The organism is Acinetobacter sp. CAU_H_S170_2, assembly GCF_058890445.1.
This window is the reverse complement of record NZ_JBZYAE010000001.1, coordinates 1,278,830-1,294,440: the sequence shown is the minus strand read 5'-3', so window position 1 is coordinate 1,294,440 and position 15,611 is coordinate 1,278,830. Positions and strand designations below refer to the sequence as shown.

Here is a 15,611-nt window from a genome sequence, read left to right as displayed (position 1 = left end):
TTCCTTTGTTCTTGGTTATGACAACATCCACATCTTCCTCAAAAATCCCTGTAGATCAATATGATCTAGAGCAGCTTAAGGCTTGGATTAAAGCTGAAGCACTGGCTTTAGGATTTTCTGATTGTGTCATCGCCAAACCAGATGCTCAAGTTGAATTGCCGCGTTTTAAAAAATATTTAGAGCTTGGTTATCATGGTGACATGCATTTTCTTGCTGAAAACTTAGAAAAACGCGCAGATCCAACCCTACTTGTTCCGGGCACCAAAAGCATTATTTGTGTGCGTATGGATTATTTAGTTGCCGTTCCTGAACCACGTCTTGTGCCTTTTGCACCAAATAGCGCCATCATTGCGCGTTATGCACGCGGACGTGACTATCATAAAGTCATGCGTGGGCGTTTAAAGACCCTTTCTCAGAAAATCAAAGCCAAAGTTGGCGATTTTGAATCTCGCCCCTTTGCAGACTCAGCACCCATTTTTGAAAAATCATTGGCTGAAAATGCAGGGATGGGATGGGTCGGTAAACACACCTTACTCATTCATAAAACATCAGGCTCATTTTTTGTTTTGGGTGAGCTCTTTACCTCTTTAGAGCTACCTTTTGACCAAGCCACCACCAAACACTGTGGTTCATGTAGCGCGTGTATTGATATTTGCCCGACCCAAGCCATTGTTGAGCCTTATTTATTAGATGCGCGTAAATGCATTGCCTATTTAACTATTGAGTTTCAAGGCATTATTCCTGAAGAACTACGCCGCGGTATTGGTAACCGTGTGTTTGGTTGCGATGACTGCCAGCTCATTTGCCCGTGGAATAGCTTTGCCAAAACCACACCAATTGATGATTTTAACCCACGTCATGGTTTGGATGACATTCAACTAATTGACCTTTGGCAATGGGATGAAAACACCTTTATGGCAAATACAGAAGGGAGTCCCCTACGTCGTACAGGCTACCAAAGCTTTATGCGTAACGTCGCGATTGGTCTAGGTAATGCACCATTTTCAGATGAAATATTGCAGCAATTACAAGCTTCTCGCCCAGAGCTTAACGATATTGTGCAAGTCCATATTGACTGGGCCATCCAAGAGCAACTGATGAAAAAGCAGTAATACTTGCTTCAAACAGACTCAATCAATAAAAGTTCAATCAAATAGCCATTTGCTTGCATAATTTTATTTATTTTATCTATTTAGCTGCATTTTCAGTGTAACTCAAAATCTAAATAAATAGAATTTTGCGGCAAAATTTCCCAAAAAGTGCTCAACTTTGCAACTATTTTTACAATCTCATAAAAAGATAAAATTAAAAACATAATCGGGAGATACTATTAAAACTGAGCAATAATGCCTTTTAAGTTGGCACGTTAAATGTATGATGTATACAAGTTAGAATTAAAAATGGATCGCCATTATGAACCTACGCAATGATTGGACGCGTGAAGAAATCGAAGCTTTGTATGATCAGCCTTTTCTTGATCTCGTCTTTCAAGCGCAGACCGTACATCGCCAACATTTCCAAGCCAACACCATTCAAGTCAGTACTTTACTGTCGATTAAAACAGGAAAATGTCCTGAAGACTGTAAGTACTGCTCTCAGTCAGCACGTTATGACTCAAAACTTGAAGCCGAAAAGCGAATTGCTGTAGACAAAGTGATTTCAGAAGCCAAAGAAGCTTTAGCCTCAGGCTCATCTCGTTTTTGTATGGGCGCAGCTTGGCGTAATCCACATGAACGTGACATGCCTTATGTACTAGAAATGGTTAAAGAAGTAAAAGCACTTGGTTTAGAGACTTGCATGACTTTAGGGATGCTGAATGAGTCTCAAGCTGGGCGTTTAAAAGATGCAGGTTTAGATTATTACAACCATAACCTCGACACTTCACGCGAGTATTATTCACATATTATTAGTACACGTACCTTTGACGACCGTTTAAATACCTTAGAATATGTCCGTCAAGCAGGTATGAAAGTGTGTAGCGGTGGTATTGTTGGTCTAGGTGAAAAGAAAGAAGACCGTATTGGTTTATTGCAAGAGCTTGCAACGATGCCAATTCACCCAGAATCTGTGCCAATCAACATGTTGGTTCCAATTGAAGGCACGCCACTGGCAGATGTTGAAAAACTCGATGTGACGGAATGGATTCGTACCATTGCTGTTGCGCGAATTATCATGCCGCACAGCTATATCCGCCTATCTGCAGGTCGTGAAGCACTTTCTGACTCAGACCAAGCACTTGCATTTATGGCGGGTGCAAACTCATTGTTCTCGGGTGAGAAACTACTGACCACGCCAAATGCAGGCGAAGGTAAAGATCGTCAACTGTTCACCAAATTAGGTTTAGTGGCAGAAAAGCCAAAACCAACGGTGGCAGACCTTAGCCTAGATGCCATGGCAAGCTAATTCCCAAGATTTGCTAAGCACAAAAAAGCCCCTTATTCAGTATGGGGCTTTTTTAATGTCTATCTATTTAACCTTCAGATGACTGAGCAAAATTATGCGCAGTAATTAAAATACCATAACTGACATTCAGATAATCGCCTTGGAATATCTCATCTTCACCATTGGCATGGCGTACAGTTAAGGTTTGGCGAATCGCGTCATAGTGAAAAGAATCAAAACACTCTTGATGCTGACACAGCCAGCTTAAGGTATCACTCAAATTATTATCAACAATATAAGTCTGTGCTTGAAAATTTTTGGTCATCATCCGAATACGCTAAACACTGTTATTCGGCTATTGTAAGCCGTTCTGCGTCAATTCAGTCGAACTAAGCCATAAAAAAATACAGGCATTAAAAAGTGAGCCTACGCTCACTTTTCCTTAAGATGATTAGTCGGTTTTAGAATCACCGCACTTTCGGCATTCCATATGCTCCCCTATTTCAGTCATTTGTTCATATTCATAAACGTGGATGCAAAATAATTTTTTAAACAACTGAAGCATTTTTAACTCCTGTAAATGATTTTTTAAAAATTCGCTTCTTAAAATAGGTATATCTTCCTGAAATACCCACAACTCATATCTCATGAGCTATACACAGTTTTAAACATACTTTTTATAAATTTCAAGTGCCTTTTGTCGAATAACAGCATAAAGTGATAAATGGTCATTTACTTTTTTAAATGATGCTTTTCATTTAATTGTGGTTCTATATTACATCGCTGTTAAAAATGCGGCTGAGAATGAAACAATGCTTGATTTAAATTTGGATCAAGCTAGGATAAAAATACAATGAATGCTCAAAACAGATGTATCGAGCAACCAATAAAGAATTTGATAAAAAAGCAACGATAAGGATATTTATACATGCTTGGACGTATGATGTTTCAACCGCTATTAATTAGCAATCTTATTGATCACGCAGAACGCTACCATGCGGATACAGCCATTATTTCTAAAAATACAGACGGAAGTATCACTGAAACCAACTGGGCCAAAGTCGCAGCCAATTCTAAGCGATTTGCCAATGTACTCAAAGATTTAGGACTTTCGCAAAGTGACCGCGTGGCGACCATCGCATGGAACAATCATCGTCACCTAGAATCTTGGTATGCGATCTCTGGTAGTGGCTATATTTGCCATACCATCAACCCACGTTTATTTCCAGAACAACTGATTTTTATTATCAATGATGCCCAAGACCGTGTGGTGTTATTTGATAAAACCTTTGCACCACTCATTGCTGCGGTAAAAGCACATTTACCCCATGTAGAGCACTTTATTTGCTTAGATGCCGTAGATGACGCTATTGCAGAAAAAATTGCCGATGTAAAATTTTATGATGACTTGGTCAGCAAAGAGTCTGAACAATTCACATGGCCAAGTTTTGATGAGCAAACTGCAAGCTCTTTGTGCTATACCTCGGGCACAACTGGAAATCCAAAAGGCGTGCTATATAGCCACCGCTCCACCATTTTGCATAGTTTTGCCATCAGCCTACCCGATTCTCTCAATCTGTCTGCAAATGACATTATGTTGCCTGTAGTACCCATGTTCCATGTCAATGCTTGGGGTACGCCTTATGCAGCAGCTATGGTCGGTTGTACAGTTGTATTGCCTGGGCCAGGCTTAGATGGGCCAAGTTTAGTGAATATGATTGACACCTATAAAGTCACTGTGGCTTTGGGTGTTCCCACCATTTGGCAAGGTTTACTGGTAGCAGCCAAACAAACAGGCAGCCAGCTGGCAAGTATGAACCGTAACGTTGTTGGTGGTTCTGCATGTCCACCATCCATGTTAGCGGCCTTTAAAAATGACTATAACTGCGACACTATCCATGCATGGGGCATGACCGAAACCAGTCCACTCGGTTCTGCCAACCAACTTAAAGCCAAACATCAACAGCTCTCTGAACAAGAGCGTTTCAAGCTACGTCTTTCTCAAGGCCGTCCGCCTTTTGGCGTGGATTTACGTCTTACCGATGAAGAAAAAGGCAGCCATGAAATTGCCCGCGATGGTGAGCAAATTGGAAATCTACAAATTAAGGGTCACTGGATTATTGATAGCTACTTTGGTAAAGATGAATCTGCACTCACAACCGATGGCTGGTTTGACACAGGTGATATTGCAACCTTAGATGAGGATGGCTTCTTATGCATCAGTGACCGCTCTAAAGATCTGATCAAGTCTGGCGGCGAATGGATTTCATCAGTTGAACTTGAAAACCTTGCGATGGGACATTCAGACATTCTTATGGCAGCCGTTATTGCAGCCGAACATCCAAAATGGGATGAACGTCCTATTGTCATCGCTGTGAAGAAACCTGATAGCACGGTCACTGAACAAGGTGTCTTAGACTACTATACCGACAAAATTGCGAAATGGCAGATCCCTGACCGTGTGATCTTTGTCGACAGTATTCCACTGAGCGGTACGGGTAAAATGCTAAAACGTGAACTCCGCGCCCAATATGGACAAGTCCTACTGGAACAAAATCCTGTTTAACGTTGTTGAGAATAAAAGCCTGATCTTATAATCAGGCTTTTCTCATGTTCGGATAGTGTAAATACCATCAATACAATTTATTTGAAAGCACGTCTAATAAAGACGCTTTAAACACCTCACCATGCTTTAGATTTGGATAGATTAAAAATTTAGACTCTATGCCCTGCTGATCGAATATAGACAAAATTTCTCTATTTTTATTGATGCCATTTGCATCAAAATTAGCGCTTTGCTGTGCTCCAGTATGTGTTAAAAGATCACCTTCCATCAACAATAGATGTTTTTGTGGCTCTTTGACTAATTTTACTGTTCTAATTTTTTGCATCATACGCTCATCAGCCCAAGAAAGTGATGGACTTGCAGCAAAGAAATGGTTGAAATAACGCCCATCGAGCAAGCTATCAAGCACAAAAAGCCCTCCATAGGAATGCCCCATAACGCTCTTTTTTGCGCATCCAGTTTTACATTTTGCTCAACCCAAGGGGCGATATCCTTCAAAACCACATTTCTAAAATCAGCACTTCCCCCGCTCATCCGCTCTGGATTTCTTGGGTGGATTTCCCCGTTAATAAATCTGCTGGAGTATAGTCAAGTGAACGAAAAGCTGTGGCAAATGGCAAATTGGTTTTATAACCAATGGCAACCAATACAGGGGCATCATTTGCATACAAAGACTTGAGTATTTCTTCATTCAGATGGGACATCGCAGCGTTTCCATCCAGCATAAAGACCGATGCATAGACGTTCTGCGTCTTCTGTACTGTCTTTGGAATACCTAACCAAACGCGATAAGTTTTATTTTGATCTGTAGTTGCAAATTCTTTGACTTTAAAACGGCTTTGTTGCACAAACATTCAAAAGCTAAACTTCTTCCAAGTTATCTAAATTTAAGTGGCAACTTGGGTGTGAGGTCGGCCTAAATCTGTAAATTTATTTAATACGGCCACACGTGCATGAATCTCATTGACTTGGCTTTGAAAGTTTCTCGCACGGAGTTTATCGCCTAATAATTTGATGCAATGCATCTTGGTTTCTATCAGACTTCTGCGATGATAGCCTGACCAATTTTTCCATATTGTTCTTCCTAAACGTTTAACTGTTCGAAGTAATTCATTTCGCTCTAGCGAGCTGGTCTTTGTATCTTTCCAAGGTTTCGCATTTTTTCTTGGCGGAATCACCGCATGTGCTTGTCGGTCTGCAATTACTTGACGGCATTGCTTGGTGTCATAAGCCCCATCAGTATAGACAGAGTCAATCTGCTCATCTTGTGGAATCTGATCGAGTAAATCACCAAGCACTTGTGAATCACTCACATTATTTGTAGTGAGTTGAATAGCGCGTATTTGAAGGGTTTCAGCATCTATACCAATATGAAGTTTACGCCATTGGCGACGATATTCAGGTTGGTGTTTCTTACGCTTCCATTCACCTTCGCCTAGAAACTTTAAGCCAGTAGAATCGACGAGTAGCTGGAGACCATTACTGCTTTTTTGATAGTTAATTGCAATATCAATATGCTTTTGTCTTCTGCAGATGGTGGAATAGTCTGGTGCTGTCCAATCTAATCTACAAAGATGAATGAGACTTTGCACAAAGCCAGTGACCATGCGTAAAGAAAGACGAAATAAGGATTTGATCATTAAACAGCATTGGATGGCTGTATCTGAATAAGTTTGATTTCGACCATGTTTACCTTTGGGTTGAGCGTACCATTGAGTCTTGGGATCAAACCAAATTGAGAGATTTCCTCGATTTATTAATGCACTGTTATAAGAAGACCAATTGGTTGTACGATAGATTTTAGGTGTGGGCTTATTCATTTGAGAATTATATTGTGGAATAAGCCTTTAGAGATAGGTTTGTGCAACAAAGCCCTTTAAAACTGTAATACGCCGAACCGATTTCTGCAATATTGGCAGGCAAAGGTTTTATTTCAGGTTTCGCATAAGCACTTAAGCTGGCACCCAAAATCAATAACGAGCTAAAAATTCGCGAAAGCAAAGTAGTAAAAATCTTTCTATAAAGATGCGTCATTTTTTTGTATATACAGCCATGAGATACTGAAGTTTAACACATAATAATAGTTATCATTATCAATTAATTAAATCTTAATCCTCTCTCTGTCATGACGTACATCTCATCGATTAAATAGACTACATTTTCTTTGACCACGCACTCCGAAAGATGATTTTTCCTTTTTATACGGATTCAACAAGTCTAGAAAATACCCTTCCAGCTTTTTTATCCATAAAAAAGCCACCGCATTATGACCGTGCGATGGCTTTATCGATACAAGCAAAAAACTTAAAGCTTTTTCCATGTCATGTTGCTCAAACCTTTCGCATCTTTTGCTGTGGCTTGTACCTTCATCTGATCTTTACCAGCATTTAACTGCGCAGTATTGATATTATACACACGGCCATCTTGAGGATTCAGCCATTGGCCTTTTGCGAATTTTTGACCTGTTGCATCACCCATTAAGCCATTCAGCACTTGCATACCAAAAATCGGTTTATCCTTAAGCCCACCCTGACACTTACTACATACATCACTCACAGGCGCTCCAGCCAAAGGATAGTACTTGGTCACCACTGCGCTATATTGTGATGTTTTAGAATTCTTACGAATCACAATATCTGAAATATAATACCCCGTCCGATCATCAATCACTTTCCATGTTCCAATAAGTGGGTCAAATGGCATGGCGAAAGCAGAATGAGACACCCCCAAAAACAGTGCTGATGTACACAAAAACTTATGTTTCATAAAGTAAATTACAATAAAAATGAAGAAATAAACGGTCGATATTATAGCAACTTTATTCTTTTGTTTACCGATTATTTCATTAAAATTAAATATTTATATGAATTAACCCGTGAGAAAAATCAACAAAAAATTGCATATAAAAAAAGCCTCCGAAGAGGCTTTTTTTAATAATGTATCAGAGCTTCATATATTAAGCCGCTGAACGTTCTTCAATTGGCACTACTTTACGCAGCTCAGGCCCCGTATAGTCCGCACTTGGACGAATAATACGGTTGTCCGCACGTTGTTCCATCACATGTGCTGCCCAACCTGTCACACGGCTCATCACGAAGATTGGGGTGAATAACTTGGTCGCAATATCCATGAAGTGGTATGCCGATGCATGGAAGAAGTCTGCGTTACAGAATAATTTCTTCTCACGCCACATCACTTCTTCACAACGTACTGAAACTGGATACAGGACCGTGTCACCGACATCTTTCGCTAAGCGCTCTGACCAGATTTTAATGATGCCATTACGTGGGTCATTGTCTTTGTAGATTGCATGACCAAAGCCCATGATCTTTTCTTTACGTTCCAATTTGCCCAGCATTTCTCGCTCAGCTTCTTCAGGTGACGTCCAGTTTTCAATCATTTCCATCGCTGCTTCGTTTGCTCCACCATGTAATGGACCACGTAGTGAGCCAATCGCACCGGTGATGCATGAATGCATATCGGATAAAGTAGATGCGCATACACGTGCGGTGAAAGTCGATGCGTTGAATTCATGCTCTGCATAGAGGATCAGTGAGACATTCATCACTTGTTCATGCAGTTCATTTGGTTTTTCACCACGTAGTAGGTGTAGGAATTGAGCACCGATTGAATCGTCATCGGTGTTTTCTTCAATGCGTACGCCATCATGGCTAAAGCGGTACCAATAGCAAATGATTGCTGGAAGGGTTGCGAGAATGCGGTCTGCAACATCTTGTTGTTCTGCAAAAGATTGTTCTGTTTCGAGGTTGCCCAGCATTGATACGCCCGTGCGCATCACATCCATTGGGTGTGAATCTGCTGGGATACGCTCAAGTACTTCTTTGAGTGCTTGTGGCAGTTGGCGTAGTGATTTGAGTTTAGCTTTATAGGCGGTGAGCTGTGCTGCTGTTGGTAGTTCACCAAAGAAGATCAGGTAGGCCACTTCTTCAAACTGGCAGTTTTCAGCGAGGTCTTGGACGTCATAACCACGGTAGGTCAAACCTGCTCCGCTTTTGCCTACGGTTGATAGTGCTGTCTTTCCTGCGACTTGTCCGCGCAATCCTGCGCCTGTGAGGACTTTTCCTTCAGCCATTTTTAATTCTCCTGTTTAAACAGCTTGTCTAATGTGTTTTCAAAGGTGTGGTAATCGAGAAATTCGTAGAGTTCTTTGCGCTGTTGCATTTTGTCGAGGACGTTGACTTGGCTGCCGTCATTGCGAATGGCATGCATGACTTCCAGTGCTGCCTTTTGCATGGCACGGGTCGGTGACAGTGGATACAGCACCATCGAGATGCCTTGTTCTGCCAGTTGTTCTTTGGTGTAGTATGGGGTATCGCCAAATTCGGTAATGTTGGCCAGTACTGGAACACCGACTGCATCACAGACGGTTTTGTACATGGTAATGTCAGTCATTGCTTCAGCAAAGATCGCATCAGCACCGGCTTCTACACAGGCACAGGCACGGTCAATTACCGCTTGTAGGCCTTCTTTTTGTAGGGCATCGGTACGTGCCATCACCACAAAGTTTGCATCGGTTTTGGCATCAACTGCGGCTTTTACGCGGTCGACCATTTCTTGTTGGGTGACGATTTCTTTATTTGGACGGTGGCCACAACGTTTTTGTGCCACTTGATCTTCGATGTGAACTGCGGCTGCGCCTGCAGCAATCATTTGTTTAACACTACGCGCAATGTTAAATGCCCCACCCCAACCGGTGTCAATATCGACCAGTAACGGAGTGTCTACACGTTCGGTAATGCGACGTACATCTTCCAAAACATTATCCAGACTGGTCATGCCTAAGTCAGGCAATCCATAAGAGTAGTTGGCTACACCAGCACCCGAAAGGTAGATGGCCTTGTAGCCCACATGTTTCGCCATCATTGCTGCATAAGCATTGACTGTACCGATAATTTGTAATGGTTTTTCCACTTCCAGTGCTTGTCTAAATCTTAAGCCTGCAGATCTTTGTTCTGTCATCGTCCTTTCCACGGCATTTACTTTAATTTTCGAGTTTTGAGTATAGCCATAATGACTGAATTGACTATGACATTTTAGAATGATCACTCTAAAACTTTAGTCCCATGGTTCACGTTTTTATTGTGTAATTTTCTTCCATGCATTGGGGTTTAGTGGTAAACAGATAAGCCCCAAAACAACAATGTGTGCATATTTTTGCTATGATAGCAACTAGAGATCCACATTTATTAGGCTGTTGTTAGTTATATGCACGACTCAGTTCAACTAGAACCCCTTACACGTGACATACCTCACACAAAACGAGGTCATGAACGCTGTCTTGCATTTTTATTAAGTGCAAACGAGTTGTTTTTGCAACATGGCTACGATGCAGTTTCACTTGATGATATTGTTAATCATGCGGGTGGTTCAAAAGCATCGATTTACAAATATTTTGGAAATAAAGACGGTCTTTTTACAGCAATTTGCGACTACCGTCGTGAGCTGTTTTTTAAAGATATTTGTATGCCTTTTGATTTTACTAAGGACAATTTGCGCGTTTATTTAATACAAACCATTTTAAATATTCAAACACACCTTGTGCTTCCAGAAAATGCCTCTTTTTTAAGACTCATTATGGAACAAGTACAACGTAATCCGCAGTTGGCCTTCCATATTCACAAACAAGGACCTAAACATATTGAAGATGCCGTGGCTTGTGTTTTAACCAAAGCAGATGAAATAGGCATTATTCGTTGTGAACACCCGAATTATTCTGCCCAGCTTTTTTTTGGCATTGTGCGTGAATTAGAGTGGCGAGTACTCATGAACATCTATGTTGAAGAAAATGAACAAGAAAATCTAGAATATGTTCATTATTGCGTAGATCGTTTCTTAGCAGGTCATCAAAAAGTCTAGTTTTTTTGCAATTTCCTTTGCATATAGTATATTAATCGACTCTCTTTTTTCTTTTCACCAACCAACAACTAATTGTTGTTCTGTACCTATTTCGGTTTTCAGCAATTATTGTGGAGTAACAATGGCTCTACGTCACTTTCTTACCTTACGCGATTTATCTACTTTAGAACTGAACCAAGTTGTGCAACGCGGTATCGAACTAAAGCGTAAACAGCACAACAGCGAAGTATTCCAACCGTTTGTTGGTAAAGTCATGGGTATGATTTTTGAAAAATCGAGCACCCGTACCCGTGTATCGTTCGAAGCAGGCATGAGCCAGTTTGGTGGCAGTGCAATTTTCCTCTCACCACGAGACACCCAATTGGGTCGTGGTGAACCGATTGAAGATTCAGCACGTGTAATTTCAAGCATGTTGGATATTGTGATGATCCGTACTTTTGGACATGACATTGTTGAACGTTTTGCCTCTTATTCAAAAGTTCCTGTGATTAATGCCTTGACTGATGATCACCACCCTTGCCAACTACTTGCAGATGTTCAAACTTTTGTTGAACACCGTGGCCCCATTGCTGGCAAAACGGTAGCCTGGATTGGTGATGGCAACAATATGTGTAATTCATATATTGAAGCTGCACATATGTGGGGCTTCAAGTTAAAAATTGCTGCGCCGAAAGGTTATGAACCCAAAGCAGAATTTTTAAGTGAATTTGCACATTGTGCAGAACTGGTTAACTCAGCTGAAGATGCTGCCGTAAACGCAGACCTTATCGTGACCGATGTATGGGCAAGCATGGGCCAAGAAGAAGAGCAAAAAATTCGTGAAGCTGCTTTTGCAGACTATCAAGTGAATGAACGTCTTATGGATCTGGCTCATCCTGATTGTTTATTTATGCATTGTTTACCTGCGCATCGCGGCGAAGAAATTTCTGAAAAGATGCTCGACCATAAAAATGCAGTGGTTTGGGATGAAGCTGAAAACCGCTTACATGCACAAAAAGCATTAGTTGAGTTTTTAATCAATGAAAACACTAAGAAAGATTAATTAATTTTTCCAACGAAAAGCACCTAAGGGTGCTTTTTTATACGGGCAAAGCTATAATCGGAACATAATTTTTATAAGCGACACTTTCCATGCATTTCAAAAAAACTGGCCTGTGCCTTGCTACAATTCTAAGCTCTACTTTTTTTCAGGTTCAAGCCTCAGAATTTGATGACTACTTACAGTCCAAACAAATTATTGATCAAAATTTTAAAATTAAGCAACCAGAAACGTTGAATGAAATATTAACTGTATTAACTGCAGAAGACTCTAGAACCCTCCCAATTGAAATTGATAACAACACTATCATTGAACAATTTAATCTATATGCAGACCGTACCGAGCTTAAAGGCTTGATCATTACCCCTGACTTCGCGCAGTTTGAACAGGATTTAGGTACGAAAGAAGTTCAAAAAGCGATTAAAAAAAATGTTGTGCAAAACTGCAATATTTTCTTCGAGCATCAATATCAACGCCATAATCCCTACATTGTAAAATTACAGCTCAGTTCTGAGAAAAATAGCTACGATTTAGAATTAAAGCAAAAAGATTGTGGTATCAAATAGTATCTTTTTAGCGATTGGTTCTCTACTTTAGCGAACCAATCCTTGCGGTTGTAAGATAATCATGGCCGCACCAATCAACACCACTGCCCCACCCATTATGTCCCAACGGGATAAATAAACTTGATCGACATAACGCAACCATAGCAATGCGGTAAAAATATAAATTCCGCCATAAGCGGCATAAATACGTCCTGACGCAGCCGGATGTAAAGTCAACAACCACACAAAAGCACCTAGCGCTAAGGCTGTAGGAATCCACAACCAATGACTTCTTCCCTGATTTAAAATCAAATAAGGGAAATAACAGCCTAATATTTCCATCACAGCGGTTACCAAAAACAGTACAAATGTACTTAAAACTTTCGTCAATTGAATATCCATGCAACCTACTTTTATTACTTCTAACTGTTAAATACTTTTTTCAATAAAAAACCCGTGCGAACACGGGTTTTAAATTATGTAGCAATCTTTAAGCAGGCTCAGCCGTTTGGTCTTCAAAAACTTCAAGTTTTAGACCCACCGCTTTACCATTTTCGTTCTTCACAGAGACCGCAACATTACCACCATGTTCTGCAAGCTCACCAAATAGAATCATTTCAGCCAGTGGTTTTTTCAAATGCTCTTGGATGAGTCGTTGCATTGGGCGAGCGCCCATTAAACGGTCATAGCCATTTTCAGCCATCCACTCACGCGCACTTTGATCCACTTCTAGAATGACTTTTTTCTCATCCAGTTGCGCTTGTAGTTCAGTTAAGAACTTATCCACCACATTTTCAATTACTGTCGTTGGTAAAGCTTTAAACTGAATCACGCTGTCTAAACGGTTACGGAACTCTGGAGAAAACGCTTTCTTCATCGCATCTTGGTTATCATTACTGTTGTCTTGATCCATGAAGCCAATACTCACGCGAGAAATACTTTCTGCGCCAATATTTGTGGTCAAGACCAACACCACATTACGGAAGTCTGATTTACGACCATTGTTATCGGTCAATGAACCATGATCCATGATTTGTAGCAATAAGTTGAATACGTCTGGATGCGCTTTTTCAATCTCATCTAGCAATAATACACAGTGCGGATTTTTATGAATCGCATCGGTCAACAGACCACCTTGGTCAAAGCCGACATAACCTGGAGGCGCACCAATCAAACGTGAAACTGCATGGCGCTCCATATACTCTGACATATCAAAGCGAACCAGCTCAACACCCAGTAATTTCGCAAGCTGCTTAGTGACTTCTGTTTTACCTACCCCAGTTGGGCCTGCAAAAACAAAACTACCCACAGGCTTATCTGGTGATTTTAAGCCTGCACGCGACAGCTTAATTGCTGAGCCTAAAGCTTCAATGGCTTCATCTTGACCAAAGACCACACGTTTTAAATCACGTTCAAGATTTTCAAGAACGGTCTTGTCATCTTTAGACACAGTTTTTGGTGGAATACGTGCAATTTTCGACACGATATCTTCAATATTTTCCACGGTAATCAAGGTGTCATCTTGTTCAGCTTTCAGACGACGTTGTGCCCCTGCTTCATCAATGACATCAATGGCTTTATCTGGCAAGAAACGATCATTAATGAACTTCGCAGACAGCTCAACTGCAGAAATTAAAGCTTTGTCATCATATTTAACATGATGGAAATCTTCAAACTTGCTCTTCAAACCACGTAGAATATCAATCGTTTCTGAAATAGATGGCTCATTGACATCAATTTTTTGGAAACGGCGTGACAATGCATGATCTTTTTCAAAGACTTGGCGGTATTCTTGGAATGTGGTTGAACCGATGCAGCGCAATGAACCATTGGCCAAAGCGGGTTTAATCAAGTTTGACGCATCCATCGTGCTACCCATACTTGAGCCTGCACCAATAATCATGTGGATTTCGTCAATAAACAAAACTGCTTCTGGTTTCTTTTTCAACGCGTTCAAAAGCTGTTTTAAACGTTTTTCAAAGTCACCACGGTATTTGGTTCCTGCCACCAAAGCACCAATATCCAAGCTATACACTTCAGCATTTGCCAATGGTTTCGGTGCTTTACCATTAACAATGAGCCAAGCTAAACCTTCAGCAATCGATGTTTTACCGACGCCAGGATCACCGACCAATAACGGGTTATTTTTACGGCGACGGCATAGAATTTGTGCTGCACGCTCAATTTCTTTTTCACGACCAATTAAAGGATCTGTTTTACCCTTTTGTGCCTCAACATTTAAGTTGGTTGTATACAGCTCTAAAGGGCCTACGTTGCTTGAACTAGCAGATTCACCATCAAGATCTTCAATTTCCTCTTCCACTTGCACTTCGTCTTTACGTGTGCCGTGGGCCAAGTATTGTGTCAGTGTTAAACGATTAATTTGATGACGTTTTAAGAGGTAAACTGCAAAAGAATCACGCTCAGAGTACATCGCCACTAAAATGTCTGCGCCTTCAACCGTCCGATCACCACCGCTTGATTGCACATGAAAAATTGCACGTTGTAAGATACGGTCAAAACTTTCGGTTGGATGCGGGGCTTGATCACTGTTTTCGCCCAGCTTAGGGGTGTGCTGCTCTACATATTCTTCAAGCTCTTTGCGAAGCACAATAATATCTGCACCACAGGCTTTCAATGCATTTACGGCCGAATCATTATCGAGTAAAGCCAATAATAAATGTTCAACGGTTAGGAATTCATGTCTCTTTTGTCGAGCCATACTAACAGCCAAACGTAAGGATACTTCTAATTGACGACTGAGCATGGAACCCCCCTTAATCTTTCGGCTCAATCTGACAAAGTAAAGGATGACCTTGAGACCGAGCGTAATTATTGACTTGGTTTGCTTTTGTTTCCGCGATGTCTCTCGGGTAAACGCCTGCAACACCTTTTCCTTCATAATGTACAGTTAGCATTACTTGAGTGGCTTGGTCAAGATTCAAAGCAAAGTATTGTTGTAAAATTTCAATAACAAAGTCCATTGGGGTGTAGTCATCGTTCATTAAAACGACAGCATAGAGTGGAGGACGCTTAAGTTCTGGTGGCGCGGTTTGGACAGCGACATCCCCATTTTCTTCTTCATGCGGTTCATCATTGCTCAAGCGCGGGCTGATATGCCAGTCGACATAGCCAGATTCATGAAAAGACTGCTTGATTTCATTTAAACACGTTGAACGCTTAGAGATACCCATAAACTTAC

Annotated in this window: 16 protein-coding genes; 6 read left to right on the top strand and 10 right to left on the bottom strand. The window is 40.9% G+C overall.

The genetic code is table 11. From position 1 onward, the window contains the following. The first annotated feature begins 17 nt into the window (after positions 1 to 17). Positions 18 to 1,112 carry a tRNA epoxyqueuosine(34) reductase QueG gene (queG, locus tag AC5EUN_RS06330; RefSeq protein ID WP_029575046.1) on the top strand — a complete coding sequence of 365 codons (1,095 nt, stop codon included), beginning with the start codon at positions 18 to 20 and terminating at the stop codon, positions 1,110 to 1,112. A gap of 301 nt (positions 1,113 to 1,413) precedes the next feature. Then, positions 1,414 to 2,403, top strand: a complete 990-nt coding sequence (gene bioB / locus AC5EUN_RS06325; protein WP_004981788.1) for a biotin synthase BioB — start codon at positions 1,414 to 1,416, stop codon at positions 2,401 to 2,403. A gap of 67 nt (positions 2,404 to 2,470) precedes the next feature. Here bioB and AC5EUN_RS06320 read toward each other — a convergent pair whose 3' ends face one another. Then, entirely contained in the window at positions 2,471 to 2,707 is a 237-nt protein-coding gene (locus AC5EUN_RS06320; RefSeq protein ID WP_029575047.1) for a hypothetical protein, read from the bottom strand. 603 nt (positions 2,708 to 3,310) lie between these two features. Between AC5EUN_RS06320 and AC5EUN_RS06315 the strand changes: the two genes are divergently transcribed. Next, on the top strand, positions 3,311 to 4,948 hold the full coding sequence (locus tag AC5EUN_RS06315) for a long-chain-fatty-acid--CoA ligase (protein WP_010326941.1): 1,638 nt from the start codon (positions 3,311 to 3,313) through the stop codon (positions 4,946 to 4,948). A 67-nt stretch (positions 4,949 to 5,015) separates the two neighbouring features. Here the strand turns inward: AC5EUN_RS06315 and AC5EUN_RS06310 are convergent, their stop codons facing one another. From AC5EUN_RS06310 to prpB, 6 genes are all read right to left on the bottom strand, one after another. Next, positions 5,016 to 5,357 carry an alpha/beta hydrolase gene (locus AC5EUN_RS06310; RefSeq protein WP_010326942.1) on the bottom strand — a complete coding sequence of 114 codons (342 nt, stop codon included), beginning with the start codon at positions 5,355 to 5,357 and terminating at the stop codon, positions 5,016 to 5,018. 121 nt (positions 5,358 to 5,478) lie between these two features. Then, on the bottom strand, positions 5,479 to 5,796 hold the full coding sequence (locus AC5EUN_RS06305) for an alpha/beta hydrolase (protein WP_228275910.1): 318 nt from the start codon (positions 5,794 to 5,796) through the stop codon (positions 5,479 to 5,481). 39 nt (positions 5,797 to 5,835) lie between these two features. Next, on the bottom strand, positions 5,836 to 6,768 hold the full coding sequence (locus AC5EUN_RS06300; protein WP_004637176.1) for an IS5-like element ISAha1 family transposase: 933 nt from the start codon (positions 6,766 to 6,768) through the stop codon (positions 5,836 to 5,838). A gap of 484 nt (positions 6,769 to 7,252) precedes the next feature. After that, on the bottom strand, positions 7,253 to 7,714 hold the full coding sequence (locus AC5EUN_RS06295; RefSeq protein WP_130235092.1) for a DUF2147 domain-containing protein: 462 nt from the start codon (positions 7,712 to 7,714) through the stop codon (positions 7,253 to 7,255). Between the two features lie 190 nt (positions 7,715 to 7,904). Continuing rightward, complete coding sequence (prpC, locus tag AC5EUN_RS06290; protein ID WP_004696709.1) at positions 7,905 to 9,041, bottom strand: bifunctional 2-methylcitrate synthase/citrate synthase; 1,137 nt, start codon at positions 9,039 to 9,041, stop codon at positions 7,905 to 7,907. Positions 9,042 to 9,043: 2 nt separating this feature from the next. Beyond that, positions 9,044 to 9,928 (bottom strand): methylisocitrate lyase, encoded by an 885-nt coding sequence (gene prpB / locus AC5EUN_RS06285; RefSeq protein ID WP_130235093.1) that lies wholly within the window; start codon positions 9,926 to 9,928, stop codon positions 9,044 to 9,046. Positions 9,929 to 10,174: 246 nt separating this feature from the next. Here prpB and AC5EUN_RS06280 point away from each other — a divergent pair, with 246 nt between their 5' ends. The 3 genes from AC5EUN_RS06280 to AC5EUN_RS06270 all read left to right on the top strand — a co-directional run bounded on the left by AC5EUN_RS06280 (position 10,175) and on the right by AC5EUN_RS06270 (position 12,430). Then, complete coding sequence (locus AC5EUN_RS06280; RefSeq protein ID WP_005401081.1) at positions 10,175 to 10,825, top strand: TetR/AcrR family transcriptional regulator; 651 nt, start codon at positions 10,175 to 10,177, stop codon at positions 10,823 to 10,825. Positions 10,826 to 10,946: 121 nt separating this feature from the next. Further along, complete coding sequence (gene argF, locus AC5EUN_RS06275) at positions 10,947 to 11,867, top strand: ornithine carbamoyltransferase (RefSeq protein WP_010326946.1); 921 nt, start codon at positions 10,947 to 10,949, stop codon at positions 11,865 to 11,867. 89 nt (positions 11,868 to 11,956) lie between these two features. Continuing rightward, positions 11,957 to 12,430 (top strand): hypothetical protein, encoded by a 474-nt coding sequence (locus tag AC5EUN_RS06270; RefSeq protein ID WP_062033193.1) that lies wholly within the window; start codon positions 11,957 to 11,959, stop codon positions 12,428 to 12,430. Between the two features lie 27 nt (positions 12,431 to 12,457). On the opposite strand, the gene AC5EUN_RS06265 is transcribed toward AC5EUN_RS06270, so the two are convergent. The 3 genes from AC5EUN_RS06265 to clpS form a co-directional block, all read right to left on the bottom strand. Beyond that, positions 12,458 to 12,811, bottom strand: a complete 354-nt coding sequence (locus tag AC5EUN_RS06265; protein WP_005401079.1) for a YnfA family protein — start codon at positions 12,809 to 12,811, stop codon at positions 12,458 to 12,460. An 88-nt stretch (positions 12,812 to 12,899) separates the two neighbouring features. After that, positions 12,900 to 15,176: an ATP-dependent Clp protease ATP-binding subunit ClpA gene (gene clpA / locus AC5EUN_RS06260; protein WP_493352226.1), complete on the bottom strand. Its 2,277-nt coding sequence runs from the start codon at positions 15,174 to 15,176 to the stop codon at positions 12,900 to 12,902. A 10-nt stretch (positions 15,177 to 15,186) separates the two neighbouring features. After that, a complete protein-coding gene (gene clpS / locus AC5EUN_RS06255) occupies positions 15,187 to 15,603 on the bottom strand; it encodes an ATP-dependent Clp protease adapter ClpS (RefSeq protein WP_004981811.1) in 417 nt (138 codons plus the stop codon). Between the last annotated feature and the right edge of the window lie 8 nt (positions 15,604 to 15,611).

Excerpts from the sequence above, each read along its gene's own strand:
- queG (WP_029575046.1), top strand. The coding sequence starts at position 18 with ATGACAACATCCACATCTTCCTCAAAAATCCCTGTAGATCAATATGAT.
- bioB (WP_004981788.1), top strand. The coding sequence starts at position 1,414 with ATGAACCTACGCAATGATTGGACGCGTGAAGAAATCGAAGCTTTGTAT.
- AC5EUN_RS06320 (WP_029575047.1), bottom strand. The coding sequence starts at position 2,707 with ATGACCAAAAATTTTCAAGCACAGACTTATATTGTTGATAATAATTTG.
- AC5EUN_RS06315 (WP_010326941.1), top strand. The coding sequence starts at position 3,311 with ATGCTTGGACGTATGATGTTTCAACCGCTATTAATTAGCAATCTTATT.
- AC5EUN_RS06300 (WP_004637176.1), bottom strand. The coding sequence starts at position 6,768 with ATGAATAAGCCCACACCTAAAATCTATCGTACAACCAATTGGTCTTCT.
- AC5EUN_RS06295 (WP_130235092.1), bottom strand. The coding sequence starts at position 7,714 with ATGAAACATAAGTTTTTGTGTACATCAGCACTGTTTTTGGGGGTGTCT.
- prpC (WP_004696709.1), bottom strand. The coding sequence starts at position 9,041 with ATGGCTGAAGGAAAAGTCCTCACAGGCGCAGGATTGCGCGGACAAGTC.
- prpB (WP_130235093.1), bottom strand. The coding sequence starts at position 9,928 with ATGACAGAACAAAGATCTGCAGGCTTAAGATTTAGACAAGCACTGGAA.
- AC5EUN_RS06280 (WP_005401081.1), top strand. The coding sequence starts at position 10,175 with ATGCACGACTCAGTTCAACTAGAACCCCTTACACGTGACATACCTCAC.
- argF (WP_010326946.1), top strand. The coding sequence starts at position 10,947 with ATGGCTCTACGTCACTTTCTTACCTTACGCGATTTATCTACTTTAGAA.
- AC5EUN_RS06270 (WP_062033193.1), top strand. The coding sequence starts at position 11,957 with ATGCATTTCAAAAAAACTGGCCTGTGCCTTGCTACAATTCTAAGCTCT.
- AC5EUN_RS06265 (WP_005401079.1), bottom strand. The coding sequence starts at position 12,811 with ATGGATATTCAATTGACGAAAGTTTTAAGTACATTTGTACTGTTTTTG.
- clpA (WP_493352226.1), bottom strand. The coding sequence starts at position 15,176 with ATGCTCAGTCGTCAATTAGAAGTATCCTTACGTTTGGCTGTTAGTATG.
- clpS (WP_004981811.1), bottom strand. The coding sequence starts at position 15,603 with ATGGGTATCTCTAAGCGTTCAACGTGTTTAAATGAAATCAAGCAGTCT.